The 25,746-nt window shown below is 69.3% G+C and carries 24 protein-coding genes and 4 pseudogenes; 15 read left to right on the top strand and 13 right to left on the bottom strand.

Going from position 1 to position 25,746, the window contains the following annotated elements; all coding sequences use genetic code 11:
• Positions 1 to 2: 2 nt before the first annotated feature.
• From IEX13_RS03330 to IEX13_RS03320, 3 genes are read left to right on the top strand one after another with little or no spacing between them, the layout of a single operon-like run.
• Positions 3 to 848: a DUF2167 domain-containing protein gene (locus tag IEX13_RS03330; RefSeq protein WP_188661299.1), complete on the top strand. Its 846-nt coding sequence runs from the start codon at positions 3 to 5 to the stop codon at positions 846 to 848.
• A 42-nt stretch (positions 849 to 890) separates the two neighbouring features.
• Entirely contained in the window at positions 891 to 1,562 is a 672-nt protein-coding gene (locus IEX13_RS03325) for a hypothetical protein (protein ID WP_188661296.1), read from the top strand.
• Complete coding sequence (locus IEX13_RS03320; protein ID WP_188661294.1) at positions 1,559 to 1,912, top strand: J domain-containing protein; 354 nt, start codon at positions 1,559 to 1,561, stop codon at positions 1,910 to 1,912. The genes IEX13_RS03325 and IEX13_RS03320 overlap by 4 nt, the downstream gene beginning before the upstream one ends.
• Before the next feature lie 15 nt (positions 1,913 to 1,927).
• Here IEX13_RS03320 and ispH read toward each other — a convergent pair whose 3' ends face one another.
• The 6 genes and pseudogenes from ispH to murJ form a co-directional block, all read right to left on the bottom strand.
• Positions 1,928 to 2,878, bottom strand: a complete 951-nt coding sequence (gene ispH / locus IEX13_RS03315) for a 4-hydroxy-3-methylbut-2-enyl diphosphate reductase (RefSeq protein WP_188661292.1) — start codon at positions 2,876 to 2,878, stop codon at positions 1,928 to 1,930.
• 7 nt (positions 2,879 to 2,885) lie between these two features.
• Complete coding sequence (gene lspA, locus IEX13_RS03310; RefSeq protein ID WP_188662986.1) at positions 2,886 to 3,389, bottom strand: signal peptidase II; 504 nt, start codon at positions 3,387 to 3,389, stop codon at positions 2,886 to 2,888.
• Positions 3,386 to 3,508 (bottom strand): annotated as a pseudogene (locus IEX13_RS14385) (zinc finger domain-containing protein); the annotation flags it as partial. The pseudogene IEX13_RS14385 and the gene lspA, both read right to left, overlap by 4 nt.
• Before the next feature lie 65 nt (positions 3,509 to 3,573).
• Positions 3,574 to 6,151 (bottom strand): annotated as a pseudogene (gene ileS / locus IEX13_RS03305) (isoleucine--tRNA ligase); the annotation flags it as partial.
• Positions 6,152 to 6,219: 68 nt separating this feature from the next.
• Positions 6,220 to 7,176 carry a bifunctional riboflavin kinase/FAD synthetase gene (locus IEX13_RS03300; protein WP_188661290.1) on the bottom strand — a complete coding sequence of 319 codons (957 nt, stop codon included), beginning with the start codon at positions 7,174 to 7,176 and terminating at the stop codon, positions 6,220 to 6,222.
• A gap of 23 nt (positions 7,177 to 7,199) precedes the next feature.
• Positions 7,200 to 8,780 (bottom strand): murein biosynthesis integral membrane protein MurJ, encoded by a 1,581-nt coding sequence (murJ, locus tag IEX13_RS03295; protein ID WP_268235867.1) that lies wholly within the window; start codon positions 8,778 to 8,780, stop codon positions 7,200 to 7,202.
• A gap of 125 nt (positions 8,781 to 8,905) precedes the next feature.
• Between murJ and rpsT the strand changes: the two genes are divergently transcribed.
• Positions 8,906 to 9,175, top strand: a complete 270-nt coding sequence (gene rpsT, locus IEX13_RS03290) for a 30S ribosomal protein S20 (RefSeq protein ID WP_188661288.1) — start codon at positions 8,906 to 8,908, stop codon at positions 9,173 to 9,175.
• A gap of 136 nt (positions 9,176 to 9,311) precedes the next feature.
• Here rpsT and cgtA read toward each other — a convergent pair whose 3' ends face one another.
• From cgtA to rplU, 3 genes are all read right to left on the bottom strand, one after another.
• Complete coding sequence (cgtA, locus tag IEX13_RS03285) at positions 9,312 to 10,385, bottom strand: Obg family GTPase CgtA (protein ID WP_188661286.1); 1,074 nt, start codon at positions 10,383 to 10,385, stop codon at positions 9,312 to 9,314.
• A gap of 170 nt (positions 10,386 to 10,555) precedes the next feature.
• Complete coding sequence (gene rpmA / locus IEX13_RS03280) at positions 10,556 to 10,816, bottom strand: 50S ribosomal protein L27 (protein ID WP_188661283.1); 261 nt, start codon at positions 10,814 to 10,816, stop codon at positions 10,556 to 10,558.
• Between the two features lie 18 nt (positions 10,817 to 10,834).
• The gene (gene rplU, locus IEX13_RS03275; RefSeq protein WP_188661280.1) at positions 10,835 to 11,146 is read right to left on the bottom strand and encodes a 50S ribosomal protein L21; all 312 of its coding nucleotides are present in this window, start codon (positions 11,144 to 11,146) and stop codon (positions 10,835 to 10,837) included.
• A gap of 325 nt (positions 11,147 to 11,471) precedes the next feature.
• On the opposite strand from rplU, the pseudogene uvrA reads away from it, so the two are divergent.
• Positions 11,472 to 14,315 (top strand): annotated as a pseudogene (uvrA, locus tag IEX13_RS03270) (excinuclease ABC subunit UvrA); the annotation flags it as partial.
• 11 nt (positions 14,316 to 14,326) lie between these two features.
• Complete coding sequence (locus IEX13_RS03265; protein ID WP_188661274.1) at positions 14,327 to 14,725, top strand: acyl-CoA thioesterase; 399 nt, start codon at positions 14,327 to 14,329, stop codon at positions 14,723 to 14,725.
• Positions 14,726 to 14,730: 5 nt separating this feature from the next.
• On the opposite strand, the gene IEX13_RS03260 is transcribed toward IEX13_RS03265, so the two are convergent.
• Positions 14,731 to 15,198, bottom strand: coding sequence for a copper chaperone PCu(A)C (locus IEX13_RS03260; RefSeq protein ID WP_188661272.1), 468 nt, complete (start codon positions 15,196 to 15,198; stop codon positions 14,731 to 14,733).
• Between the two features lie 38 nt (positions 15,199 to 15,236).
• Between IEX13_RS03260 and IEX13_RS03255 the strand changes: the two genes are divergently transcribed.
• Genes IEX13_RS03255 through IEX13_RS03245 form a run of 3 tightly spaced genes read left to right on the top strand, consistent with a single transcriptional unit; the run spans position 15,237 to position 17,844 of the window.
• The gene (locus IEX13_RS03255; protein ID WP_188661271.1) at positions 15,237 to 16,706 is read left to right on the top strand and encodes a DUF4139 domain-containing protein; all 1,470 of its coding nucleotides are present in this window, start codon (positions 15,237 to 15,239) and stop codon (positions 16,704 to 16,706) included.
• 8 nt (positions 16,707 to 16,714) lie between these two features.
• Positions 16,715 to 17,464, top strand: a complete 750-nt coding sequence (locus IEX13_RS03250) for an enoyl-CoA hydratase/isomerase family protein (protein WP_188661269.1) — start codon at positions 16,715 to 16,717, stop codon at positions 17,462 to 17,464.
• Entirely contained in the window at positions 17,461 to 17,844 is a 384-nt protein-coding gene (locus tag IEX13_RS03245; protein WP_188661267.1) for a hypothetical protein, read from the top strand. Before IEX13_RS03250 ends, IEX13_RS03245 begins: the two co-directional genes overlap by 4 nt.
• A gap of 3 nt (positions 17,845 to 17,847) precedes the next feature.
• Here the strand turns inward: IEX13_RS03245 and IEX13_RS03240 are convergent, their stop codons facing one another.
• From IEX13_RS03240 to IEX13_RS03230, 3 genes and pseudogenes are all read right to left on the bottom strand, one after another.
• Positions 17,848 to 18,693 carry a sulfurtransferase gene (locus tag IEX13_RS03240; RefSeq protein WP_188661266.1) on the bottom strand — a complete coding sequence of 282 codons (846 nt, stop codon included), beginning with the start codon at positions 18,691 to 18,693 and terminating at the stop codon, positions 17,848 to 17,850.
• A pseudogene (locus IEX13_RS03235) lies at positions 18,693 to 19,492 on the bottom strand (CoA pyrophosphatase). The gene IEX13_RS03240 and the pseudogene IEX13_RS03235 overlap by 1 nt, the downstream one beginning before the upstream one ends.
• A gap of 57 nt (positions 19,493 to 19,549) precedes the next feature.
• The gene (locus tag IEX13_RS03230) at positions 19,550 to 20,266 is read right to left on the bottom strand and encodes an FKBP-type peptidyl-prolyl cis-trans isomerase N-terminal domain-containing protein (RefSeq protein ID WP_188661264.1); all 717 of its coding nucleotides are present in this window, start codon (positions 20,264 to 20,266) and stop codon (positions 19,550 to 19,552) included.
• Between the two features lie 156 nt (positions 20,267 to 20,422).
• Between IEX13_RS03230 and IEX13_RS03225 the strand changes: the two genes are divergently transcribed.
• The 6 genes from IEX13_RS03225 to nth are packed head-to-tail and all read left to right on the top strand — an operon-like array spanning position 20,423 to position 25,739.
• The gene (locus tag IEX13_RS03225) at positions 20,423 to 21,205 is read left to right on the top strand and encodes an enoyl-CoA hydratase/isomerase family protein (RefSeq protein ID WP_188661261.1); all 783 of its coding nucleotides are present in this window, start codon (positions 20,423 to 20,425) and stop codon (positions 21,203 to 21,205) included.
• A gap of 17 nt (positions 21,206 to 21,222) precedes the next feature.
• On the top strand, positions 21,223 to 22,722 hold the full coding sequence (gene rsxC / locus IEX13_RS03220; protein WP_229668436.1) for an electron transport complex subunit RsxC: 1,500 nt from the start codon (positions 21,223 to 21,225) through the stop codon (positions 22,720 to 22,722).
• Positions 22,719 to 23,783: an RnfABCDGE type electron transport complex subunit D gene (locus IEX13_RS03215; protein WP_229668435.1), complete on the top strand. Its 1,065-nt coding sequence runs from the start codon at positions 22,719 to 22,721 to the stop codon at positions 23,781 to 23,783. The genes rsxC and IEX13_RS03215 overlap by 4 nt, the downstream gene beginning before the upstream one ends.
• Positions 23,780 to 24,454 (top strand): electron transport complex subunit RsxG, encoded by a 675-nt coding sequence (gene rsxG, locus IEX13_RS03210; protein ID WP_188661258.1) that lies wholly within the window; start codon positions 23,780 to 23,782, stop codon positions 24,452 to 24,454. Before IEX13_RS03215 ends, rsxG begins: the two co-directional genes overlap by 4 nt.
• Positions 24,451 to 25,095: an electron transport complex subunit RsxE gene (gene rsxE, locus IEX13_RS03205; protein WP_188661255.1), complete on the top strand. Its 645-nt coding sequence runs from the start codon at positions 24,451 to 24,453 to the stop codon at positions 25,093 to 25,095. Before rsxG ends, rsxE begins: the two co-directional genes overlap by 4 nt.
• Entirely contained in the window at positions 25,092 to 25,739 is a 648-nt protein-coding gene (nth, locus tag IEX13_RS03200) for an endonuclease III (protein ID WP_188661252.1), read from the top strand. Before rsxE ends, nth begins: the two co-directional genes overlap by 4 nt.
• The last annotated feature ends 7 nt before the right edge of the window (positions 25,740 to 25,746 follow it).

Below are 25,746 nucleotides of genomic sequence, written 5' to 3'. Positions count from 1 at the left end.
CCATGGCGTTGATTCGCATTTTGGGCGGCATCATCGCCGCACCATTGATGTTCGTTGCACTGACCAGTCACGCACAGGAGGCGGAAGCCGACCCGATTGGCTCCCTGGACTGGACGATCGGCCCGGCAACGGTGTCCGTCCCCGGCGGGGCCCAGTTCGAGGTGCCCGAGGGCTTCGCCTTCCTCGATGCCGACGAGACCGTGAAGTTCCAGGAAATCAACCAGAACATCCCGGGCAACCGTCAAACGGTGTTCGCGCCGCTCAATCTCGAATGGTTCGCCCTTTTCGAGTTCGAGGACACGGGATACATCCAGGACAACGAGGAGATTGACGCCGACGCCATCCTGGAAGGCATTAGGGAAAGCCAGCGCGAAGCCAACGAGGAGTTGAAAAAGCGCGGCTGGGCCACGATGACCATCGACGGCTGGTCCTATAACCCCCGCTATGACCCCGAAAGCAACCGGCTTGAGTGGGCACTAACGGCCACCAGCCACCCCACGGGCCAGAAGGTCGTCAACTTCAATACACGTATCCTCGGCCGCAGGGGCGTCATGAAGGTGACCCTGGTGACGGAACCGGTACACCTGGAAGCGGACGTGCCGGGGTTCAAGGCGGCTCTGGCGGGGTTCGGCTTCTTGCCTGACGAGCAATACGCCGCCTTCCGTGAAGGGGACAAGGTCGCCGCATACGGGCTCGGCGCACTGATTCTCGGAGGGGCTGCCGCGGCAGGTGCCAAGTCGGGCCTGCTCAAGTCAGTGGGCAAGTTCATCCTGTTCGGTGTTCTCGCGCTGTTCGCGGGCCTTTGGAGCCGGATCAAGGGGCTTTTCGGGAGCAAGAAGGCCGAATGACGCAACCGGGCCGCCGGAAGGATCAACCGGGAGCACATTCCGATGGTTGACCTGCCCATTTCCGTCCTGACCGCCTGTGCCCTGTTGGCGCTATATCTGGCCGACTGCTTCGTCCTGGTGGAAGGCAACACCGTGCTCTGCCGTTGCGGATCGGAGGGGCGCCCCTTCGCCCTGGTGTCACCGGGACGGGTAACGATCGTGGCAGGAAGGATCATCTACCTGCTGCCGCCGATTACGCCTTGGTTCCCGGTGCGTCGCGCCCACTTCGCTTCGGGCCAGGCAGTGCACGCGGAAAGGTCGACACCTGGAGCGCCGTGGGTGCTACTGACGATTTGCCTGACCTTCGGTCACCTGGCGAGCACGGTAGCCATCGCGGTTTGGGGCGGCTCCAACATTGTGCTTCTAATTGCGTTGGGCTGGCTCTACCTCAGCACTTGGACATACTGCTTGCTCGTGGCGTTGAAAGGCGACGGCTTGCCGCGGACACATCTGTTTTCCTCCATTATCTGCCCCCCAAATGCTCTCAATCTGTTGCGGCGGGCAGTGCTCGATCGACGAGCTCTGGACTTCGCACAGGTCTACCGCAGCTGCTTGAGCCGGCAGGAGCGGCATGCCGCAATGAGAACACTCGAACCCTACATGCGCTCACTGCAGGACGAAGACCGCGAAGCGTTCCTGGCGGCCACTTCCCACACGGAGGGGCTGGCCCGGTGAGCACCGTTGAGATTGTTGTGGGACTTGGTGGCCTGTTGGCGGGCTACTGGCTGGTCAGCGCCTTCATAGACGGATCGCGGCGCCGCACACCGTCAGCCGATGAAGATGCCTCTACCCTCCACAAGACGTGGGAAGCAGCCGAAACCGTCTGGTGGGACGTGCTGGGAGTGACCGAGTCGGCAACCGACGCGGAGGTCCGGCTGGCCTACAAGCGGGGCATGGCCTTGTGCCACCCGGATCGGGTGGCGCACCTTTCCACTGACATGCAAGTGCTGGCAAACAGGCAGGCCCAGGCGCTGAACGCGGCACTCGCGGACTATGAGGCGCAGGCACCCAAAGACCTGTCCTGAATTTCACCCCGGCGGTCAATTCACCAGCTGGATCCGCAGTTCCTTGGGCAGGGCGAAGACCACGTCCTCGGGCTTGCCCTCCAGGTGTTCCACCCCGGTGGCGCCCAGGTCGCGCAGGCGCTGGACCACGTCCTGGACCAGCACTTCCGGCGCCGAGGCGCCGGCGGTGATGCCCACCCGGGCCACGCCGGCCACCCAGTCGGGGTTGATGTCGGAGGCGCCGTCGATCAGGTAGGCGCGGGCGCCCTGCTTCTCGGCCAGCTCGCGCAGGCGGTTGGAGTTGGAGCTGTTCACCGAGCCGACCACCAGCACCACTTCGGCCTGCCCGGCCAGCACGCGCACGGCGTCCTGGCGGTTCTGGGTTGCGTAGCAGATGTCGTCGTGTTTCGGACCCTGGATGGACGGGAAACGCGCCTGCAGGGCTGAAATGATCTCCTTGGTGTCGTCCACCGACAGCGTCGTCTGGGTGGTGTAGGCCAGGTTGTCGGGTTGGGTGGGCTGCAGCGTCGCCACGCCGGCCACGTCTTCGACCAGGTGGATGTGGTTTTCGCCGTGTTCGCGGCGCCACTGGCCCATGGTGCCCTCCACTTCCGGGTGCCCGGCGTGGCCGATCAGCACCACGTCGCGGCCGGCGCGGCAGTGGCGCGCCACTTCGATGTGCACCTTGGTGACCAGTGGGCAGGTGGCGTCGAACACCTTCAGGCCGCGGCGGTCGGCTTCGGCGCGCACCGCCTGCGACACGCCGTGGGCGCTGAAGATGACCGTGGCGCCGGCCGGCACTTCGTCGAGCTCTTCGACGAACACGGCGCCGCGCTGGCGCAGGTCTTCGACCACGAAGCGGTTGTGCACCACTTCATGGCGCACGTAGATCGGCGCGCCCAGGGAATCGATGGCGCGCTTGACGATCTCGATGGCGCGGTCGACGCCGGCGCAAAAGCCACGGGGATTGGCGAGCAGGATGTCCATGGCCGGATTATCCGCCCTTGCCGGCCGCTGCCGGCGACCTGAAGCTGAACAGCACCATCAGCACCGCGCCCACCACGATGGCTGAATCGGCCACGTTGAAGGCCGGCCAGTGCCAGGTGCCCGCGTACCAGTCGACGAAGTCCACCACGTAGCCGAAGCGGATCCGGTCGATGACGTTGCCGATGGCGCCGGCGATGACCAGCGCGAACGGCAGCGCGGTGCGCCAGTCGCTGCGCGGCGTGCGCGCCAGCCAGACCACCAGGCCGGCGCTGATGCCGAATGCCAGCACGGTGAAGAACCAGCGCTGCCAGCCGCCGGCATTGGACAGGAAGCTGAAGGCGGCACCGTAGTTGTGCACCAGGGTCCAGTTCCAGAAGCCCTCGATGAAGGGCACCGGCTTGCCGTACTCCAGCTTGGCCATCGCCAGCCACTTGCTCCACTGGTCCACGACCACCAGCACGGCCGACAGGCCCAGCCAGGCCAGCGCGTTCGGGCGCGGGGCAGCCATCAGAACCACCGCCGGGCTTCGCCGGCCCCGTTGACGTTCACCACGCAGCGGCCGCAGAGCTGCGGGTCGTCGGCGTGGCTGCCGACGTCGGCGCGGTAGTGCCAGCACCGCACGCACTTGCCGTGCTCGCTGGCCTTGGCGTCCACCCGGGTGGCGCCGGCGCCGGACCTGAGGTCCAGGCGCGAGGTGATGAAGAAGAAGCGCAGCTCGTCGGCCACCGGCGCCAGCTTGGTCGCCAGCGCCGGGTCCACCGACAGGTCCACCTCGGCCTCCAGCGAGGCGCCGATGTCGCCACCGGCGCGCATCGGCTCGAGCACCTTGCTCACTTCTTCGCGCAGTTCGAGCAGGCGGTCGAAGTCGGCGGCCGACAGCGTTGCGTCGGCCGGCATCGGCGCCAGCCCCTGGTACCAGGTCGCGAACAGCACGTGTTCTTCGCGCTTGCCGGGCAGGAATGCCCAGGCCTCGGCCGCGGTGAAGCTGAGCACCGGCGCGATCCAGCGCACGAAGGCTTCGGCGATGTGGAACATGGCCGTCTGCGCCGAACGCCGGCCCAGGCTGTCCACCGGCATCGTGTACAGGCGGTCCTTGGTGACGTCCAGGTACACCGCGCCCAGGTCGTTGGTGCAGAAGTTCTGCACCTTGGCCACCACGGCGGCGAAGTCATAGCGCGCATAGGCGGCGGTGATGTCGGCCTGCAGGGCGTGCGCGCGGTGCACCGCCCACTGGTCGAGCAGCAGCAGCTGGTCGTGGGCCACGGCGTTTTTCGCCGGGTCGAAGCCGTGCAGGTTGCCCAGCAGGAAGCGCAGCGTATTGCGGATGCGGCGATAGCTGTCGGCGGTGCGCTTGAGGATGTCATCGGACACCGACATTTCGTTGCGGTAGTCCGCCGACGCCACCCACAGGCGCAGCACGTCGGCGCCCAGGGCATCGTTCACCTTCTGCGGGTCGACCACGTTGCCGACCGACTTGGACATCTTGCGACCCTGCGCGTCCACGGTGAAGCCGTGGGTCAGCACTTCGCGATAGGGCGCCGCGCCGTCCATCGCGATGCCGGTCAGCAGCGAACTCTGGAACCAGCCGCGATGCTGGTCGCTGCCCTCCAGGTACAGGTCGGCGGGCTTGCACAGGCCGTCTTCCGGGCGCGCGGCCAGCACGGCCTCGTGGGTGACGCCGGAATCGAACCAGACGTCGAGGATGTCGTTGACCTTCTCGTAGTCGCCGGCCTCGTCGCCAAGCAGCTCGGCCGGGTCCAGTGAATACCAGGCGTCGGTGCCCTGCTCCGCCACACGGTCGGCGACGGCGCGCATCAGTTCGACCGACCGCGGATGCGGTTCGCCGCTGACCGTGTGGATGAACAGCGCGATCGGCACGCCCCAGGTGCGCTGGCGGCTGATGCACCAGTCCGGCCGGCCTTCGATCATGCCGGCGATGCGCGCCTGGCCCCAGTCCGGCACCCAGCCCACCTGGCCGATCGCCGCCAGGGCGTCCTTGCGCAGGTTCGCCTGGCTCATCGAGATGAACCACTGCGGCGTGGCGCGGAAGGCCACCGGCGTCTTGTGGCGCCAGCAGTGCGGGTAGCTGTGCTCCATCTTCCCCGACGCCAGCAGCACGCCGCGTTCGGCAAGCAGCGCGGTGATGGTGTCGTTGGCCTTCCAGATGAACTGGCCTTCGAAAAGCGGCGTGCCCGGCAGGTAGACGCCGTTGCCGCCGAGCGGGTTGAGCTGGGGCTGGGTGTACTTCTCCAGCAGGCCGTATTTCACGCCGACCTGGTAGTCCTCCTGGCCGTGCCCGGGCGCGGTGTGCACGGCGCCGGTACCGGCTTCGGTGGTGACGTGGTCACCCAGGATCAGCGGGATGTCGCGCGCGTAGAACGGATGCGACAGCACCCCACCTTCGAGGTCGGCGCCGACGGCGCGGCCAAGCACCACCGGGCTTTCAATGCCGTAACGCTTGAGCGCGGCTTCGTGCAGGGCGTCGGCCAGCACCAGCAGCACGCGCCTGCCGGCACGCGCCGGGCCTTCGACCAGCACGTAGTCGATTTCGGCGCCCAGGGTGACCGCCAGCGAAGCCGGCAGCGTCCAGGGCGTGGTGGTCCAGATGGGCACGGCGACGATGGCGTCGCCGGCATCGGCGCCGAACTTCGCCGCCAGCGCCGCCGGTTCGTGGGCGTCGTAGGCCACGTCCACTTCCGGCGACACCTTGTCGGCGTATTCGATCTCGGCCTCGGCCAGGGCCGAACCGCAGTCGAAGCACCAGTGCACCGGCTTGACGCCGCGCGTGAGGTGCCCGCGCTCGACGATCTTCGCCAGCGAACGCAGCATGTCGGCCTCGAAGCGGAAGTCCATGCTGCGATAGGGCTTGTCCCACTGGCCCAGCACGCCCAGGCGCTGGAAGTCCTTGGACTGCCCTTCGATCTGTTCGGCGGCGTATTCGCGGCACTTGGCGCGGAAGGCGGCGGCGTCGAGCTTGGTGCCGACCTTGCCGTGCTTCTTTTCCACCACCAGCTCGATCGGCAGGCCGTGGCAGTCCCAGCCCGGCACGTAGGGCGCGTCGAAGCCCGACAGCAGCTTGGACTTCACCACCAGGTCCTTGAGGATCTTGTTCACCGCGTGGCCGATGTGGATCGAACCATTGGCGTACGGCGGGCCGTCGTGCAGCACGAACAGCGGCCGGCCCCGGGCCTTTTCGCGCACGCGCTGGTACAGGCCCATCTGCTGCCAGGCGGCCAGCATGCCCGGCTCGCGCCTGGGCAGGTCGCCGCGCATCGGGAACGCCGTCTCGGGCAGGCTGATGGTGTGCTTGTAGTCCTTGCCGCCAGTGTCGGTCACTTCGCTCACGCACTTACTCCGGATGTTTCCTTGTCGTGGCGCAAAGCGCGCCGGGCCTGCCGGGAATCCTCGTCCATCTGTCGGACCAGGGACGGCAGGTCGTCGAATTTTTCCTCGTCGCGCAGCTTGGCGACGAACTCCACTTCGATGCGGCTTCCGTAGAGGTCGCCGTCGAAGTCGAACACATGCGCCTCGAGCAGGGGCTCGACGCCCTGCACCGTCGGCCGCGTGCCCAGGCTGGCCACGCCGGCGCGCGGTACGGGGCCGATGCCGTGTACCCAGACCGCGAAGATGCCGCCCAGCGGCGCCCGCTTGCCGGCCAGGCGGATGTTCGCCGTAGGGTAGCCGAGCCGGCGGCCCAGCTGCTTGCCGCGCACCACGGTGCCGGCGATGGCGTAGCGGCGGCCCAGGGCACGGGCGGCCGCGTCGAGGTCGCCGGCGGCCAGTTGGGCGCGCACGGCGCTGGCCGACACCCGTTCACCGCCGTCGGCCACGACCGCGACTTCGGTTGCCTTGAACCCGTGCACTTCCCCCAGCGCCTGCAGGGTCGCCAGGTCGCCGGCACGGCGGTTTCCGAAACGGAATCCCGGCCCCACCCAGACCTCGCGCGCGGCCAGGCGTTCGACCAGCACCTTTTCAACGAAGGTTTCCGGCGACATCGCCGCCATCGCCGCGTTGAAGCGCAGCAGGCCGACGGCGTCCATGCCCAGCCGGCACAGGCCCTCGAAACGGGCCCGCGGCAGCAGCAGGCGCGCCGGCGGGTCGGCGGGGGAAAAATACTCGCGAGGCAGGGGTTCGAAGCTCAGCGCCACTGCCTTCAGGCCCAGGGCGCGCGCACGCGCCCGCACGTGGCCGACCAGGGCCTGGTGCCCCCGGTGGAGGCCGTCGAAGGCGCCGATGCAAACCACGCTGCCCTGCGGGGCGATGCATTCGCCCTCGACGTCCCGGAACAGCTTGTCCATCAGGGAATTATAGCCGGGCCCGGTCACGGCCCGCGCAGTTCGCGCGGCCGCCAGCCCGTGGCCAGCAGCCCCAGCCCGTAGGCGCCGGCACCGGCACCGACCACGGCCAGCAGCAGGCCCCAGCGGGCGATACCGGCCCATTCCCGCCAGTCGCCGATGGCCTGCAGGCAGGCCAGCACCGCCGCCGCCAGCGCCACGCTGGCCACGCCCACGCGCAGCAGGTGCCGGCCCCAGCCCGGCGAAAGCACGAACGTGCCCTCACGACGCAGGGCCCGCCACAGCAGGACGGCATTGGCCAGGCCGGCCAGGCCGGTGGCCAGGGCGATGCCGGCGTGCGCGCCAGGAACGTCCCACAGCCACAGCGGCGTGGTGATCGCGGCCGTCAGCGCCACGTTGATAAATACTGTGCGCACCGCGGCACGCATCGGGGTGCGGGTGTCCTGGCGCGCGTAAAAGGCCGACAGCAGCACCTTGGTCGCCATGAACCCCGGGATGCCGATGCACATCGCCATCAGACTCAGCGAGGTCATGCGGGCATCGCCGGCGCTGAAGGCGCCGCGTTCGAAGATGGTCAGCACCAGCGGTTCGGCCAGCAGCACCAGGCCCAGGGCGGCCGGCACCGCCAGCAGCAGCACGCTGCGCAGGCCCCAGTCCAGGGCGCTGGCATAGCCGGCGGTGTCGATGTCGGCGTGGCGACGCGCCAGGTGCGGCAGGATCACCGTGGCCAACGCGACGCCGAACAGGCCCAGCGGGAATTCCACCAGGCGGTCGGAGTAATAGAGCCAGCTCTGGCTGCCGTCGATCAGCAGCGAGGCGAACATGGTGCCGACGATCAGGTTCAGCTGCGCCACCGACGACGAAAACAGGGTCGGCAGCATCAGCGCGCCGACCCGGCGAACGCCCGGGTGCCGGAAGTTCAGCCGCAGCCTCGGCCGCAGCCCCAGCCGCCCCATCGCCGGCCACAGCAGCACCAGCTGCAGGAAACCGGCGGCCAGCACGCCCCAGGCCAGGGCGTGGATGGGCACGGCCAGCATCGGCGCCAGCAGCAGCATGGCGGCGATCACCGACAGGTTGTGCAGGACCGGCGTCACCGCCGGCAGGGCGAACCGCTGGAAACTGTTGAGCACCGCGCCGGCCAGGGCCGTCATGGACACCAGCGCCAGGTAGGGGAAAACGATGCGCAGCAGGTCGGAGGTAAGCGCGAACTTGGCCGGGTCGTCGAGCTGGCCCGGGGCGATGACCGCCACCACCAGCGGCGCCGCCAGCAGGCCCAGGCCGCTGACCACCAGCACCACCGCGCACAGGGCGCCGGCGACGTGGTCCAGGAAATCCTTCAGCGCCGCCTGGTCGCCGCGCTGGCGCAGTTCCGACAGCACCGGCACGAAGGCCGAGGCGAACGAACCCTCGGCGAAGATCCGGCGCAGGTAGTTGGGGATGCGGTAGGCGACCGCGAAGGCATCGACGATGCCGCCGGCGCCAAAGACATGCGCCTGCACCACGTCCCGGGCAAAGCCGGCGATGCGCGAAAGCAGGGTCATGGCGCTGAAAACCGCGGTGGAACGCAGCAGGCCGCCCTTGGGCTGGGTCGCCTCCGGCGGGCTCACGGGCACCCCCCGGGGGGTATTTGACTCAAGCTACTGAATCCCCCATAATTTCGGGTCTTTCGACCCCCTATTCCCGGCCGGGAACCCAACGCCCGGCCCTCGTCCAACGTTTTCAGGAGCCCTCCGTGGCCAACATCAAGTCCGCCAAGAAGCGCGCCAAGCAGACCGTCGTCCGCAACGCCCGCAATGCCAGCCAGCGTTCCATGCTGCGCACCGCCGTGAAGAAGGTCCTCAAGGCCCTGGAAGCCAAGGACGCCCCGGCCGCCGAGGCCGCCTTCGCGACCGCGCAGCCGATCCTCGACCGCTACTCGGCCCGTGGCCTGATCCACAAGAACAAGGCGGCCCGCCACAAGAGCCGCATCACCGCCCACATCAAGGCGCTGAAGCAGGCCTGAGCCCGCGGCGCCCCTGGTCACCCAGGCAGGCGCCCTGGCCAGCGCACGAAGGCCGGCGAAAGCCGGCCTTTTTGCTGCCCGCGATTTGCCGGCCCACGGACTGCAGCGACGGCTGCAGCGGCCGGCGGCCGCCGCCTCAGCCATTGCGCGCCATCTCCGCCCGGGCCGCGACGTCTTCGGCGGCCTCCAGGGCCGCGGCCTTCTGGTCGTCGAAGAACTGCTGCACCTTCAGCACGATCGGCCAGGTGCCCTCGCGGCCGATGGCCGAGGAAATGAACCACGGCTCCTTCCAGTCCAGCGCCTTCACCAGCGCTTCGGCGCGCGCCTGGCGCTCGTCCTCGGGCAGCAGGTCGGCCTTGTTCAGCACCAGCCAGCGGGGTTTTTCCAGCATCGCCGGGTCGTGCTTGCGCAGCTCGGCCTCGATCGCGCGCACCTGGTAAACCGGGTCGGTGCCTTCATCGAAGGGCGCCATGTCCACCAGGTGCAGCAACAGGCGGGTGCGCTGCACGTGGCGCAGGAACTGCGCGCCCAGGCCGGCGCCGTCGGCCGCGCCTTCGATCAGGCCGGGGATGTCGGCGATGACGAAGCTGCGGTCCACTTCGACGCTGACCACGCCCAGGTTCGGATACAGGGTGGTGAAGGGGTAATCCGCCACCTTCGGCGTGGCCGAGGACACGGCGCGGATGAAAGTGGACTTGCCGGCGTTCGGGAAACCCAGCAGGCCGACGTCGGCCAGCAGCTTCAGCTCCAGCCGGATCTCGCGCTCTTCGCCCGGGGTGCCGGTGCCGGCCTTGCGCGGCGCCCGGTTCACCGAACTCTTGTAATGCACGTTGCCCTTGCCGCCCAGGCCACCCTGGGCCACCAGCAGGCGGTCGCCGTGGTCGGTCAGGTCGCCGATGATCTCGTCGGTGCCGACGTTGATGACCTCGGTGCCGACCGGGACGCGGATGACCACGTCGTCGCCGGCCTTGCCGAACATCTGCCGGCCCATGCCGTTCTGGCCGCGCTGGGCCCGGTACTGGCGCTGGTGGCGGAAGTCGATGAGGGTGTTGAGGTTTTCGTCGGCCTGCAGCCAGACGCTGCCGCCGTTGCCGCCGTCGCCGCCGTCCGGCCCGCCCAGCGGGATGAACTTCTCCCGCCGGAAGCTGATGCAGCCGTTGCCGCCGCTGCCTGCGGACACGGTGATGGTGGCTTCGTCAACGAATTTCACGAGGTGTTTCCCTGGCGGGGCCCGGGGCCGTCCGCGCTGATTGTGGGCCGTCCGCGCCGCGCCGTGAAGGGCGCAGGCCGGTCTGGCCGGGGTTTTGCCGGAAATTGGCCGTCATGCGGAAACGAAAAGCCCCGCCGAAGCGGGGCCCTTCAGGCGGAACCGGGCGGGTTTCAGGCCGCCGGGACCACGCTCACGGTGCGGCGCTTCTTGGGGCCCTTGACCGAAAAATCCACCACGCCGTCCACCAGGGCGAACAGGGTGTGGTCGCGGCCGAGGCCGACGCCCGGACCCGGATGGAACTCGGTGCCGCGCTGGCGCACGATGATGTTGCCGGCGTCGATGGCCTGGCCACCGTACATCTTGACGCCCAGGTACTTCGGGTTGGAATCGCGGCCGTTGCGGGACGAGCCTACGCCTTTTTTCTGTGCCATGACGCTGTCTCCTCTGGCTTAGCCGGCGATGCCGGTGATTTCGATTTCGGTGTAGTACTGCCGGTGGCCCATCTGCTTGCGATGGTGCTTGCGGCGACGGAACTTGACGATGCGGACCTTGTCCAGGCGGCCGTGCGACTTGATGGTCGCGGTGACCTTGGCACCATCAACGAGGGGCGCGCCAACGGTGACCTTGTCGCCGTCGCCGAGCATCAGCACCTTTTCGATGTCGAAGCTCTTGCCTTCCTCGAGGTCGATCTTCTCGACCTTCAGGGTCTCGCCCTGCATAACGCGGTACTGCTTACCGCCGGTAACGATGACTGCGTACATGACCGGAATTCCTCTAGTAGTTATTTTGGACACACCTGCCCGCGGTCACGGGACAGAAGCGGAATTCTAGGTGAAAAAGCCCTTTTGCGTCAAACCCTTCCGACACCCCGGCATGGCGGGCGCGGGCCGGGCCCGGGCGAGGCGCCCGCCCGCGCCTGCGCAAGGCCGGCGTCCGGGCTGTGGAACCGGCGCGCCGGCTGCTCCCAAGTGATTGACGAGGCAGGGTTTTATACCCGGCCCAGCCGGGGTCACGGCCCGTGCAGTCCAGACTGCTAGACTGCCCGGTTCCCGTTCCCGCCCGTCAAAAAGGAGCGCTCCCCGGCGCATGGATACGATCCGCATCCGCGGTGCACGCACCCACAATCTCAAGAACATCGACCTCGACCTGCCCCGGAACCGGCTGATCGTCATCACCGGCCTGTCCGGCTCGGGCAAGTCGTCCCTGGCTTTCGACACCATCTATGCCGAAGGCCAGCGCCGATACGTGGAGTCGCTGTCGGCCTACGCGCGCCAGTTCCTGAGCGTGATGGAAAAGCCGGACGTGGACCATATCGAGGGCCTGTCCCCGGCCATCTCGATCGAGCAGAAGTCCACCTCGCACAACCCGCGCTCGACCGTGGGCACGATCACCGAAATCTACGACTACCTGCGCCTGCTTTTCGCGCGGGTGGGCACCCCGCGCTGCCCGGACCACCACTACCCGCTCGAGGCCCAGACCGTGGGCCAGATGGTCGACCAGGTGCTGGCCCTGCCCGCCGACCGGCGCTACATGCTGCTGGCCCCGGCGGTGCGCGAGCGCAAGGGCGAACACGCCCAGGTCTTCGACCAGCTGCGCGCCCAGGGTTTCGTGCGGGTCCGGGTCAACGGCGAACTCTATGAACTCGACGCCGTGCCCACCCTGGCCCTGCGCCAGAAGCACACCATCGAAGTGGTCGTTGACCGCTTCAAGCCCCGCGAGGACCTCAAGCAGCGCCTGGCCGAAAGCTTCGAGACCGCGCTGAAGCTGGGCGACGGCCTGGCCCAGGTGCAGGACCTGGACGACCCCTCGCAGGCGCCGCTGCTGTTTTCGTCAAAGTTCAGCTGCCCGGTCTGCGACTACGCCCTGCCCGAGCTCGAGCCGCGGCTGTTCTCGTTCAATTCGCCGGTGGGCGCCTGCCCGGGCTGCGACGGCCTGGGCATCACCCAGTTCTTCGACCCCTCGCGCGTGGTCGTGCACCCGGAACTGAGCCTGGCGGCCGGCGCCGTGCGTGGCTGGGACCGCCGCAACGCCTACTACTTCCAGTTGATCGCCTCGTTGGCCAAGCACTACGGCTTCGACCCCGACGTGGCCTGGCAGGACCTGGCCGAACCGGTGCGCCAGGCGGTGCTGTACGGCAGCGGCGACGAAATCATCACCTTCACCTACCTCACCGAATCCGGTGGCCGCACCCAGCGCAAGCACAAGTTCGAAGGCATCGTGCCCAACCTCGAGCGCCGCTACCGCGAAACCGAATCGCAGGTGGTCAAGGAAGAACTGGCCAAGTTCATCTCCGACCGCCCCTGCCCCGACTGCGGCGGCGCCCGGCTCAACCGCGCCTCGCGCAACGTTTTCGTCGCCGAACGCAACCTGCCGGAAATCACCAGGCTGCCGGTGGACGAGTCGCTGGAGTTCTTCTCGCACCTGTCGCTGTCGGGCTGGCGCGGCGAAATCGCGGTCAAGATCGTCAAGGAAATCCACGACCGCCTGCGTTTCCTCGTGGACGTTGGCCTGGATTACCTCACGCTCGAACGCAAGGCCGACAGCCTGTCCGGTGGTGAAGCCCAGCGCATCCGCCTGGCCAGCCAGATCGGCGCCGGCCTGGTGGGCGTGATGTACGTGCTCGACGAACCCTCGATCGGCCTGCACCAGCGCGACAACGAGCGCCTGCTGGGCACGCTTACCCGCCTTCGCGACCTGGGCAATACCGTCATCGTGGTCGAACACGACGAGGACGCCATCCGTCTGGCCGACCACATCGTCGACATCGGCCCCGGCGCCGGCGTGCACGGCGGCGAAGTCGTCGCCCAGGGCAGCTATGCCGACGTCCTGAAGGCGCCGCGTTCGATCACCGGCGACTACCTGTCGGGACGCCGCTGCATCGAGATCCCGAAGCAGCGGCACAAGCCCAACCCGAAGATGATCCTGCAGCTCAAGGGCGCCAGCGGCAACAACCTCAAGGACGTCGACCTGTCGATTCCCGCAGGGCTGTTCACCTGCATCACCGGCGTGTCGGGTTCGGGCAAGTCCACCCTGGTCAACGACACCCTGTACCACCTGGCCGCGAACGAGCTCAACGGCGCCTCGCACACGGCCGCGCCGCATCGCGAAGTGATCGGCATGGACCTGTTCGACAAGGTCGTGGACATCGACCAGAGCCCGATCGGCCGCACGCCGCGTTCGAACCCGGCCACTTACACCGGCCTTTTCACGCCGCTGCGCGAACTTTTCGCGCAGGTGCCGGAAGCGCGCGCCCGCGGCTACGCGCCGGGGCGCTTCAGCTTCAACGTGCGTGGCGGCCGCTGCGAGGCCTGCCAGGGCGACGGCCTGATCAAGGTCGAGATGCACTTCCTGCCCGACGTCTATGTGCCTTGCGATGTTTGCCACGGCAAGCGCTACAACCGCGAGACCCTGGAAATCCGCTACAAGGGCTACTCCATCCACGACGTGCTGGAGATGACGGTCGAGGACGCGCTGACCCTGTTCGACCCGGTGCCGGCGCTGTCGCGCAAGCTCGAAACCCTGGTGGACGTGGGCCTGAGCTACATCAAGCTGGGCCAGTCGGCGACCACGCTTTCAGGCGGCGAAGCCCAGCGCGTGAAGCTCTCGAAGGAACTGAGCCGCCGCGACACCGGGCGCACGCTCTACATCCTCGACGAGCCCACCACCGGCCTGCACTTCCACGACATCGAACACCTGCTGGCCGTCCTGCACAAGCTGCGCGACGACGGCAACACCATCGTGGTCATCGAACACAACCTGGACGTGATCAAGACCGCCGACTGGGTCATCGACCTCGGCCCCGAAGGTGGCCACCGCGGCGGCATGATCATCGCCGAGGGCACGCCCGAACAATTGGCGGCGAACAAGAAATCGCACACCGGCCAGTTCCTGGCCAAGCTGCTGGCCGCGTCCGCGCCGGCCCCGCGCAAGAGGAAGAAGGCATGAACCCGGTCGTCTACGGCGTTGCGCTGGAAGTTCGGTGGCGCGACCTGGATGCGTTCAACCACGTCAACAACGCCAGCTACCTGGGCTACATCGAAGAGGCGCGCGTGCGCTGGTTCAAGTCGCTCAGCAGCGACTGGGCCGGCGAAAGCGCGGCACCGATCATGGCCGCCGTCCAGCTCAACTACCGGCGGCCGGTGAACTGGCCGGAAACGGTGCGCGTGGAACTGTTCGCCGAACGCATCGGCACCAAGAGCCTGACCCTGGGCCACCGCATCAGCTCGGCCAGCGAAGACGGCGTGCTCTATTGCGACGGCCATACCGTGCTGGTGTGGGTCGATCGCAGCGGCCAGTCGGTGCCGCTGCCGGACGCCGTGCTCGCCGCCTGCGCGGGCTGAGTCCTTCAGGGCGCTGAACGGCGCACCGGGAATTGAGCGAACAAACGCCTGCCATCGGCCAGCACCAGCCGCACGCGCGCCACGTCACCCTCGGCCAGCGGCCGCAGCGGCTGCATCAGCATCAGGTGCAGGCCACCGGGTTCGAAGCGCAGCGATTCGCCCGGCGCCAGCACCAGTTTTCCCGCGGGCCGCATGCGGCTGACGCCGCCTTCTTCGACCGTGCGGTGGATCATCGGCGTGCCGAAGTCCAGGCTTTCCACGTCCACCACTTCAACCGCGGTCCCGCAGCCGTTGCGCAGCACCAGGTAGGCCGCCAGGGACTTTGCCCCCGGCGGCGCGGCGCGCACCCAGGGGGATTCGATGGTTGGCCGGCAGGTTTCATCGTTGGCTGCCGCCGCCGGGGCGGCCAGGGCCGCGGACCCTGAAGCCAACATCAACAGCGGCAACCCCATCAAGAAGCGTCGTGCGTTCATGGGCCTATGATAATCCGACGACTGCATGGGAGCACTGAATGAACCGCCACCTGCTTGCCCTGGCCACCGCCGCCGCCCTGGCCTCGCCCGCCATCGCCGCCGAACCGACCCGCCTGACCATCTACAGCGGCGATTTCGACGCCGTCGCCCGCTCCGGCGGATACCCCGCCAATGCCGGCCATGCACTCGTCGACACGACGCTGGCCTGGGACCTCAAGCCCGGCGACAACGCGGTGCGCTATTCGCGCCTGCCGCAGGCCCTGGACGCCAGCTCGGTGCGCCTGGAACCGCGCGGCAAGGCGAGCGTGCGCGGCCAGCGCTACGACTTCGCCCTCGCCGACCAGGACGCGCTGCTGCGCCGGGCGATCGGCCAGACCGTCACCGTTGAACAGGGCGTCGGCAACGGCCTCGAACGCCATACCGGCACCCTGCTGGCGGCCGGCAACGGCCTCACCCTGCAGCTGCCCGATGGCCGCGTGAAGGTGCTGTCGAACTACGCCAGCTTCGAACTGCCGGCCCTGCCCGAAGGCCTGGCCGCCGAACCCGGCCTGGCCTGGACGATCGCTTCCCCCGCCGCGGGCCGCGAAAGTTTCGACCTCAGCTACGCCACCGGCGGCCTGGCCTGGCGCGCCGAATACCAGGCCACGCTGCGCGGCCAGGGCAAGGCCTGCCGCATGGCCTTCGACGGTGCCGCGATGGTGGCCAATACCTCGGGCATGGACTTCAGGGACGTCGGACTGAGCCTGGTCGCCGGCCAGCCCAACCGCGTCACCGACGCCGGCTATGCCGCACCCATGGCCGCCAAGTCCGAACGCATGATGGTGGTGGCCGACGCTGCGCCTTCGCCGGAGGCCTCCGGCGAATACCACGCCTACCGCCTGCCCGGCACCGGCGACCTGCCCACCGGCAGCGTGCAGCGCCTGCCCCTGGTGGACGCCGCCACCGGCGTCGCCTGCGAACGCCGCTACGAAACCCGTTCGCCGATGGGCGAATGGCAGCCGCCGCAGCCGATGATCGACCCGAACTACAACCGCCAGGAAGGCGAACAGCCCGTCATCGCGAACCTGCTTTTCGAAAACGCGAAGTCCGGCGGGCTTGGCGTGCCCCTGCCCGCCGGCCGGGTGCGCGTTTTCGACGGCAAGGACTTCCTGGGTGAAGCCGCGCTGGGCCACACTCCTGCGCAAGCGAACGTGTCGCTGGCGCTGGGCACCGTCTTCGACATCACCGCCGAACGCGAACGCGCCGATTTCCAGCTCGACCGCAGCGGTCGCACGATGACCGAAACCATCGTGCTGACGCTGCGCAACGCCAAGGACGAGGCCGCCACCGTGCACGTGCGCGAAGTGCTGTCGCGCTGGACCGACTGGGAAGTGACGCAGAGCAGCGTGCCGGCGAAGAAGCTCGACGCCCAGGCCGCCGGCTTCGAAGTCGCGGTACCGGCGGGTGGCCAGGCCCAGCTGCGTTACACGGTGCGTTATCGTTGGGCACCTGACGTCCGCCTGCCCTGAGGTGACCCATGCTCCAGATCCATCGCCACGGACCCATCCATGAGATCCAGCTGGCCCGCCCGCCGGTCAACGCGCTGACGCCGGAACTGCTGTCGGCCCTGCGCACCGCGGTGGAGGCGGCGCCCGCGGACGGTGCGCAGGGCATCATCCTTTCCGGCGGTGCCAAGGTCTTTTCCGCCGGCATGGACGTCCCGCACCTGATGTCCCTGGATGCCGCCGGCCTGAAGGCCGGCTGGGCTTCGCTGTTCGCGGCGGCGCGCGCCATCGCCGCCTCGCCGGTGCCGGTGGCCGCCGCCCTGGCCGGCCACAGCCCCGCCGGTGGCTGCGTGCTGGCGCTGTGCTGCGACTACCGCATCATGGCGCGCGGCCCCTTCCGCATCGGCCTGAACGAAGTCCAGGTGGGCCTGGTCGCACCCGACGCCATCCAGCACCTGATGCGGCGCGTGGTCGGCACCTACCGGGCCGAACGCCTGCTGGTGTCCGGCGAACTGGTCGAGTCCGAACAGGCCCTGGCCTGCGGCCTGGTCGACGAACTGACCGACGCCGAACACGTCAGCCAGCGTGCCCTGGTCTGGCTGCAGGAGCTGCTGAAGCTGCCCGCGCAGGCGATGCTGGCCACCCGCGCCCTGGCCAGGGCCGACCTGGTCTCCGCGCTCGCTTCCTTCCGCGACGACGACCTCGACGGCTTCCTGGACGAGTGGAATTCGCCGCAAACCCAGGCCGCCCTGCAGGCGCTGGTCGCCCGGCTGGGCAAGTGAGGGCACGCCGCTGGCTGATGCCGGCGGTCCTGGCCTGGGCCTGCCTGGCCCTGGCGGCCTGCCGGGAGCCGGTCCCGGCGGACTACTCCCAATACATCGGCCACTGGCGCGGCGACGGCGTTCGGCTGGTGCTGCAGCCCGATGGCCAGGCCAATTACGAACGCGTCAGGGACGGCTCGCGCACCCGCATCCAGGGCCCGGTGCATGGCTTCAACCAGGAGGGCTTCAGGATCGGCGTCGGTTTTTTCAGCGCGCGATTCAAGGTGCAACAGCCGCCGCACCTGTCGGACGGGCGCTGGCGCATGACCGTGGACGGCCACGAACTGGTGCGGGTCGAGGTACTGCCCGGACGCCCGGACCGCGACAGTTATTCGCTGTAGGCCTCAGGTGCCGGTCGCGACCGGCCGCGAACGATCGGCCACCCAGCCGCTCCACGAAGCCGGATAGATGCGCGCACCGTGCAGGCCGGCATGTTCCATCGCCAGCAGGTTGTGGCAGGCGGTGACGCCGGAGCCGCAGGAAAGCACCACGTCCCCGGGCTTCCGACCCTGCAGCAGCGCGGTGAACTGGCGCAGCAGCTCGTCGGGCGGCTGGAAGCGGCCTTCGCACAGGTTGGCCGGGAACGGCCGGTTTCCGGCGCCTGGAATATGGCCGGCAACCGGATCCAGGGGTTCGACCTCGCCGCGAAAACGTTCAGGCGACCGCGCATCGAGCAGCCAGCCCGGGGCTTCGCCCAAGCGCGCCTGCACCTGGTCCGTCGACACGCAGGCGTCGCTGTCGAAGCGGCCCGGATAAGCCGGCACCGGCGTGGGTTCGCGGGTGTCCAGCGGCAGGCCCAGTGCACGCCAGTGCGCAAGGCCACCATCGAGCACGGCCACGCGCGCATGGCCAAACAGGCGCAGCAACCACCAGAACCGCGCCGCGGCCATGGCGCCACTATCTTCGTCGTAGGCCACGACCTGGTCGCCGGGCGTGACGCCCAGGCGGCCCAACAGCGCGGCGAACTGCGCTTGGGAAGGCATCGGGTGCCGCCCCTCGGACGCCGGACCGGGTCGCGACAGGTCGCGCTCGAGGTGGGCATGCCCCGCGCCGGGCAGATGGCCCCGGGCCCAGGCGGCTTCGCCGGCGTCGACATCGGACAGCGCGTGCCGGCAATCCACCAGCACCAGGCCTGGCTTGCCCAAGTGCGCGGCCAGGTCCTGCGCGGAAACCAAGGTGGTCCAGTGCATCAGCCCTGCTCCAGTCGTTGCCTGAAATTGACCAGCATCGCGGCGGTGGCGCCCCAGATGCGGTGCCCCCCGTAGCGGAACTCAAGTATGCGCCGCTGGCGGCCCTGGAAGTCCACGTCCAGCGCGTGCACGTTGCCCGGGTCGAGCAGGAACTGCAGCGGCACTTCGAAGGCTTCGGCCACCTCGTTCGGATCGGGCGTGGCCCGGAAAGCGCCCCGCACGCTGGCCACCACCGGGAACACGTGGAATCCGGTGATGGTGACGAAGGGATCGAGGTAACCCTGCGGCGTGGACAGCGCGCCCGCCAGGCCCACTTCCTCGTGGGCTTCGCGCAGGGCGGCCTCGACCGGGTCGGCGTCGCTGTTTTCGATGCGGCCACCGGGAAAGGCGATCTGGCCGGCGTGGTGCCGAAGGGCTTCGGTGCGGCGGGTCAGCAGCACCTGCGGGCCGCCCGGGCGTTCGACCAGGGCCACCAGCACCGCGGCCTGCCGCAGCGGCAGCCCGGCGGGCAGCAGGTCGGCCAGTTCGGCATGGTTCCAGCCCGGGCCGGGCGGAGGCCGGTCCAGCGGATGCAGGGCTTGGGGTATCCGTTCGAGCAGTTCGAACGGCGGGGTCACACGCGCAGCGCCTCGCGGGCCGGCAGCACGGTTTCCATGATCTGCAGGCGTTCGTCGTCGCCCATCTGCGACCAGCGGGCGATTTCGGCCACGCTGCGGTGGCAGCCTTCGCAGAGGCCGCTGGCGTCGAGCGAACAAATACCGATGCAGGGACTGAGCACGGCGCGGTAACCGGGGGTCATGGACATCGTGTCAAGACGCAGGGGCCGCGCCGTCGCCGGCGCGGCCCCGCGGGTTGCTTACTGGACGCCTTCGAGCTTGATGTCGAAGACCAGCGCCTGGCCCGGGCCGACCGGCGAACGCGGGTCGTTGCCGAAGGCCTTGTCCGAGGGCAGGAACACTTCCCAGCGCGAGCCGGCCGGCATCATCACCAGGACTTCCTGGATGCCGCGGATCGGGAACTCGCTGACCTTGAACGAGGCCGGGGTCGGGTTCTGCTGGGCGTAGGTGTTGGCGAACTCCTGGCCGGTGGACACCGAACCACGGTAGTGCATGGTCACGGTGCTGGCCTGGGTCGGCTTGGCGCCCGAACCGGTTTCGATCACGCGGTACTGGATGCCGCTGGGCAGCACGGTGATGCCCGGCTTGCCGCGGTTGGCGGCCAGGAAGGCGTCGGACTTGGTCTTGTTTTCGTTGGCGACCCGCTCGAACTCGGCGCGGGCCTGGGCGACCATGCGCTGCTGCAGGCCGGCCAACTGGCCGTCCATCTGGTCCTGCGGGTGGGCCGGCGCGCGCTTGGCGAAGCCGTCCTGCAGGGCCTTGATGACCTGGTTGATGTCGACGTCAACCTTCTGGTCCGCGAGGTCCTTGCCCAGGTCGTAACCGATGGCGTAGCTCAGCACCGGCTTGTTGGCCGGCGGGGGCGTCGGCGCATTGGCCGGGGCGGACTGGGCCAGCGCAACGCCGGCACTCAGACCAAAAGCCGCCAGGCAGGCAGCGATCAGACGCAACTTCATCAGGGAATCTCCGTTGGTTGGATGGGGCGATGTGGTGCCCCGAATGCCGCGCTAGGATAGCCCCCGCGCGGCTGAACCGCCACTGACATCACGCCACCGGCCCATCTGCGACCGGTGCGCACGCCCCGAGTTCCCCGCTTAACGGAGTTTTACGAAATGGCCTTCAATACCCTGCTCGTCGAGGACAAGGACGGGATCCGTCGCATCATCCTCAATCGCCCCGACAAGCTCAACGCGCTCAACCGCGAAACCCTGACCGAACTGCACGCCGCGTTTTCCGATGCCGCCGCCGACGCTTCGGTGCGCGTGGTCGTGCTGACCGGCGCCGGCCCCAAGGCCTTCGTCGCCGGCGCCGACATCGCCGAGATGAACGGCCTCAGCCCGGCCCAGGCGCGTGATTTCTCCGCCCACGGCCAGGCCCTGATGACCCGCATCGAACGCCTGGGCAAGCCGGTCATCGCGCGCCTGAACGGGTTTGCGCTCGGCGGTGGCCTGGAACTGGCCATGGCCTGCCACCTGCGCATCGCCGCCGACAGCGCCAAGCTTGGCCAGCCCGAGATCAATCTGGGCCTGGTGCCCGGTTTCGGTGGCACCCAGCGCCTGCTGCGCCTGGCCGGACGCGGCGTGGCCCTGGAGCTGTGCCTGCTGGGTGCGCCGATCACGGCCGCGCGCGCGGCCGAGCTTGGCCTGGTCACCCGGGTCGTGCCGGCCGACCAGCTCGACGCCGACGTGGATGCCCTGGCCACGCAGCTGGCCAATTCGGCGCCGCTGGCGCTGCGCGGCATCCTCGACGCCATCGTACTGGGCGGCGAAGCGCCGATCGATTCCGGGCTGGACCACGAAACCCAGGTCTTCGCGGTCACCTTCTCGACCCAGGACATGAAGGAAGGCACCGACGCCTTCCTGGCCCGCCGCAAGCCCAGCTTCACCGGCCGCTGACCGGACCCGGGCCGGCCGTGCACCTGCATCGCTTCCACGGCGGCCTGGACCTGCCCGGCCACAAGGCCGAGTCCACCGCCGGCGGGCTGCGCCGGCTGCCGCCGTCGGCACGGCTGTACCTGTCCGTGTTGCAGCACGCCGGCCTGCCGGCCGAACCCTGCGTGGCCCCGGGAGACAGCGTCGCGCGCGGGCAACGCATCGCCATCGCCGAAGGCGGCGCCGGCGCGGACCTGCATTCACCGGTGGCCGGGCGGGTAATTGCCATCGAAGCCCTTCCGCTGCCGGGCACCCCGGGCATCGAAGTCCCCCACGTCGTGATCGAACCCGCGCCGGACGGCGCGCTGCAGGCCCAGCCCGCCCTGCCGGAAGACGCCGACGCCGATGCCCTGCGTGCGCGCATCCGCGACGCCGGCATCGTCGGACTGGGCGGCGCCGGCTTTCCGACCGCCGGCAAACTCGCGGCCGCGCGCGCCACGCTGGTGATCAACGGCGCCGAATGTGAACCCTGGATCGCCTGCGATGATGCCCTGCTGCGCGAACATGCCGACGAGGTGGTGCGCGGCGCCCGGATGATGGCCCGTGCCAGCGGCGCGTCGCGCGTGCTGCTGGCGGTCGAGGACAGCATGCGCGAGGCGATCACCGCCTGCGGCGAAGCCGTGCAGGCGCATGGCCAGGACCTGGTTGAACTGGTGGTGGTGCCCACGCGTTACCCCGAAGGCGGCGAGCGCCAGCTGATCCAGGTGCTGACCGGCCAGGAGGTGCCGCGCGGCGGCCTGCCGCGCGACATCGGCGTCATCGTGCTCAACGTCGCCACCGTGCGCGCGGCCTGGCGCGCGGTGGTGCTGGGCGAAGCGCTTTGCGAACGCGTGGTCACCGTCACCGGTCCGGGCGTGGCCAGGCCGGGCAATTTCATCGTGCCGCTGGGCACGCGGGTCTGCGACCTGGTCGCGCACGCCGGCGGCTACACGCCGGCCGCGCGCCGACTGATGCTGGGCGGCCCGATGATGGGCACCGCCCTGCCCCACGATGGATTCGCGATCGGCAAGACCCACAACTGCGTCCTGGTGCTGGGCGACGCCGACCTTCGCACGGCTGGCGATGAAATGCCCTGCATCCGCTGCGGCGACTGCGCCACTGCCTGCCCCTCGCGCCTGCTGCCGCAGCAGCTGCACTGGCAGGCGCGCGCCGGCCGGCTGGATGAAGCGCGCGGGCAGGGCCTCTTCGATTGCATCGAATGTGGCTGCTGCGACCTCGCTTGCCCCAGCCACATCCCGCTGACGCAGCAGTTCCGCCTGGCCAAGGGCGAACTGCTGGCACGCGACGCCGATGCCGCCAATGCCGAAGCCGCGCGCCAGCGCTTCGAAAGCCGCCGCGAGCGCCTTGAACGCGAAGCGGGCGAACGCGAGGCGCGCCGCGCCGCGCGCAAGGCCGCCGCCAGCCCGGATGCGGTGGCGGCTGCCCTGGAACGCGCCCGGGCCAAACGCGCCGCATCCGACGACGCCGGCGACCGCCCGTGAAGACTTTCGAAACCGCCCCGGCCCCGCACCTGCCGCCGCGACGCAGCGTGCGCGGCACCATGGGCCTGGTGCTGCTGGCGCTGGTGCCGGGCGTGCTCGCGCATGGCTGGTTCTTCGGGCCCGGCATTTTCGTGCAGATCCTGCTGGCGGCCGCATTCGCGATGGCATTTGAAGCCGCGATGCTGAAACTGCGCGGCAAACCGATGCGGCCTTTCCTTACCGACCTCAGCGCACCGCTCACCGCCGTGCTGTTCGCGCTGTGCCTGCCACCGCTGGCGCCGTGGTGGCTGGCGGCGATCGGCATGCTGGCGGCGATCGTGTTCGCCAAGCATCTCTTCGGGGGCCTGGGCCACAACCTGTTCAATCCGGCCATGGTCGGCCTTGCGGTCGTGCTGCTGGCCTTCCCGCGCGTTTTCACGCAGTGGCTGGCGCCGGCGGGGCTGGACCAGGCCATGGGCACGCCGGGCCTGGGCGACAGCTTGATCGCCATCCTCACCGGTCAGCTGCCCGCCCCCTGGGGCTGGGACACGCTGGCGCAGGCGACGCCGCTCGACACCGTGCGCACGCTCGGCAGCCAGGGCGCGACCCTGGCGGAGATCCGCGACGTGCCGGTGTTCGGTGATTTCGGCGGCCGCGGCTGGGAGTGGGTCGCCAATTTCTTCGCGCTGGGCGGTTTGTTCCTGCTGTTCAAGCGGGTCATCCCCTGGCAGGTGCCGGCGGCGACCCTGGGCACGGTGGTGCTGCTGGCGCTGCCGTTCTGGCTGGCCGACCCGGACCTGCATCCCTTCCCGCTGCAGCATGTCTTTTCCGGCGGCCTGGTGCTGGCGGCGTTTTTCATCGCCACCGACCCGGTCAGCGGCTGCACGACGCCGCGCGGGCGCCTGGTGTTCGGCGCCGGCGTGGCGCTGCTGACCCTGGCGATCCGGCGCTGGGGCGGATTCCCGGACGGCGTCGCCTTCGCCGTGCTGCTGATGAACTGCGCGGCGCCGTGGATCGACGCCCACACCCGCCCGCGCATCCTTGGCGAAGGCCGCGCGCCCGGCGGGGACGCCACGCCATGAAAACAAGCCTTCGCGAATCCCTGCGCGCCGGCGCCCAGTTGGCCCTGGCCGGCCTGGCCGCGGCGGTGCTGCTGGCCGGCACTTGGGCGCTTACCCGCGACCGCATCGCACAAAGCGAACGCCAGGCGCGGCTGCAGGCACTGGAAATCGTGCTGCCCGCCAACCGCTACGACAACGATCCCATTGCCGACAGCGTGCAGGTGCAGGCCCCTGCGTGGCTGGGCCAGCCCGCGGCCACGGTCTACCGGGCGCGCCTGGCAGGTGCAGATTCCGCGCTGGTGATCGAAGCCACGGCGCCGGACGGCTATTCGGGCCCGATCCGCCTGCTGGTGGCGGTGGACCGGTCCGGCACGGTTCTGGGCGTACGCATCACCGCCCACCAGGAGACCCCGGGCCTGGGCGACGATATCGAAGCCGGACGCAGCAACTGGATCTTCGGCTTCGAAGGACGGTCTCTGGCCGACCCAGCGCGCGAGCGCTGGCGCGTGCAGCGCGACGGCGGCCATTTCCCGCAGTTCGCCGGCGCCACGCTGACGCCGCGCGCGGTGGTGTCCGCGGTGCGTCGCGTGCTCGACTTCGTCGCCGCGCACGGCGACGCCGTCCGCGCCGCCGATGCCGGCGCTACACTTTCCTTCGACGACGCCCCGATCGATCCCCCGCCTGCCCGATGAGCTCCGCCACGCCCCGCGCCATCCTCGAATACGGCCTGTCCAGCGGCAACGTCGGTCTGGTGCAGCTGCTTGGGCTGTGCCCGCTGCTGGCGGTCAGCAACAACGCAGTCAATGCGCTGGGCCTGGGCCTGGCCACCGTGCTGGCATTGCTGGTCACCAACACCGCGGTCGCGTCCATCCGCAAGCTGACCCGCCGCGACGTGCGCATTCCCGCCTTCATCATGGTCATCGCCGCGGTGGTGACCTCGATCGAACTGGCCATGCGCGCCTTCCTGCCGCAGCTGCACGCGGTGCTGGGGCTGTTCATCCCGCTGATCGTCACCAACTGCGCGCTGATGGGCCGGGCCGAGGCCTTCGCCTCGCGCAACAACCCCGGCCGGGCCGCACTGGACGGACTGGCGATCGGCCTGGGTTTCCTGTGGGTGCTGCTGCTGATCGGCGCGCTGCGTGAACTGATCGGCGAAGGCAGCCTGTTCGCCGGCGCGGGCGCGCTGCTCGGCCTGCCCGGCCTGGAACTGGCGGCGGTCGGGTACCCGGGCTTCGTGCTGGCGATCCTGCCGGTCGGTGCGTTCGTTGTGCTGGCCGGGCTGGTGGCGATCCGCCAGGCCTGGCGCCTTCGGGCGGCGGGTGGCGCGGCATGAAGCTGGCCGATCGCCAGGAGCTGTTTTCGCGACTGGCCGAACTCAATCCCAAGCCCACCACTGAGCTCGAATACTCCACGCCCTTCGAGCTGCTGGTGGCGGTCACCCTTTCCGCGCAGGCCACCGACGTCGGCGTCAACAAGGCGACGCGCAGGCTGTTCCCGGTGGCCAATACGCCGCAGGCGATCCTGGCGCTTGGCGAGGAGGGGCTGAAGTCCTACATCTCCACCATCGGCCTCTACAACGCCAAGGCCGCCAACGTCGTCGCCGCCTGCCGGATCCTGGTGGAAAAACACGGCGGCGAGGTCCCGCGCGACCGCGAATCGCTCGAAGCCCTGCCCGGCGTCGGCCGCAAGACCGCCAACGTGGTGCTCAACACCGCCTTCGGCGAACCCACGATCGCCGTGGACACGCACATCTTCCGCGTGGCCAACCGCACGGGGCTGGCACCCGGCAAGACCGTCCGCGCGGTCGAAGACAAACTGATGAAGGCCGTGCCGGCGCAATACCGGCTCGACGCCCACCACTGGCTGATCCTGCACGGCCGCTACGTGTGCAAGGCACGCAAGCCCGATTGCCCCAATTGTGTCATCCGGGACCTGTGCCGCTATCGCGACAAGACGCCGGGCCCCGCCGGCCGGTGATGCCGGC

The organism is Arenimonas soli, assembly GCF_014643775.1.
Classification (GTDB): Bacteria; Pseudomonadota; Gammaproteobacteria; order Xanthomonadales; family Xanthomonadaceae; genus Arenimonas; species Arenimonas soli.
This window is presented reverse-complemented; position numbering and strand designations above follow the sequence as displayed.